1 pseudogene is annotated in these 382 nt (G+C 66.5%); it reads left to right on the forward strand.

Annotated elements, in window-relative coordinates:
- Positions 1-379 (forward strand): annotated as a pseudogene (locus EOA60_RS37240) (hypothetical protein); the annotation flags it as partial.
- Positions 380-382: the final 3 nt, after the last annotated feature.

The following is a 382-nucleotide window of genomic DNA, read 5'->3' on the forward strand; positions in this document are numbered from 1 at the left end:
GGTGCTGACTCTGCTGAAGGACGGCAGCTACCGCAAGCATGTCGAGCAGTTGCGCACCCGCCTGTCGCGCGCAATGGCCGAAACAGCCGGCAGGCTGAAAGCAATGGCCGTTATGCCCTGGATCGATCAGGCGGCCGGTATGTTCCTGTGGTGCCGCCTGCCCGACGGCATCGACGCCGCCGATGTCGCCCGCCATGCGCTGGCGGATAATGTCGTGCTGGCGCCCGGCAACGCCTTCAGCCTGTCGCACTCCGCCGGCCGCTTCATGCGTTTCAACGTCGCCCAATGCGCGGATGAGCGCAGCTTCAGGGTGCTTGAAAGTGCAATGGCGGCGTCCCGCCGCAAAGCCGCATCGCAGCCCGGCAGCGGCAGAGCTTAGGCG

It is taken from the genome of Mesorhizobium sp. M1A.F.Ca.IN.020.06.1.1 (assembly GCF_004023265.1).
Lineage (GTDB): Bacteria > Pseudomonadota > Alphaproteobacteria > Rhizobiales > Rhizobiaceae > Mesorhizobium.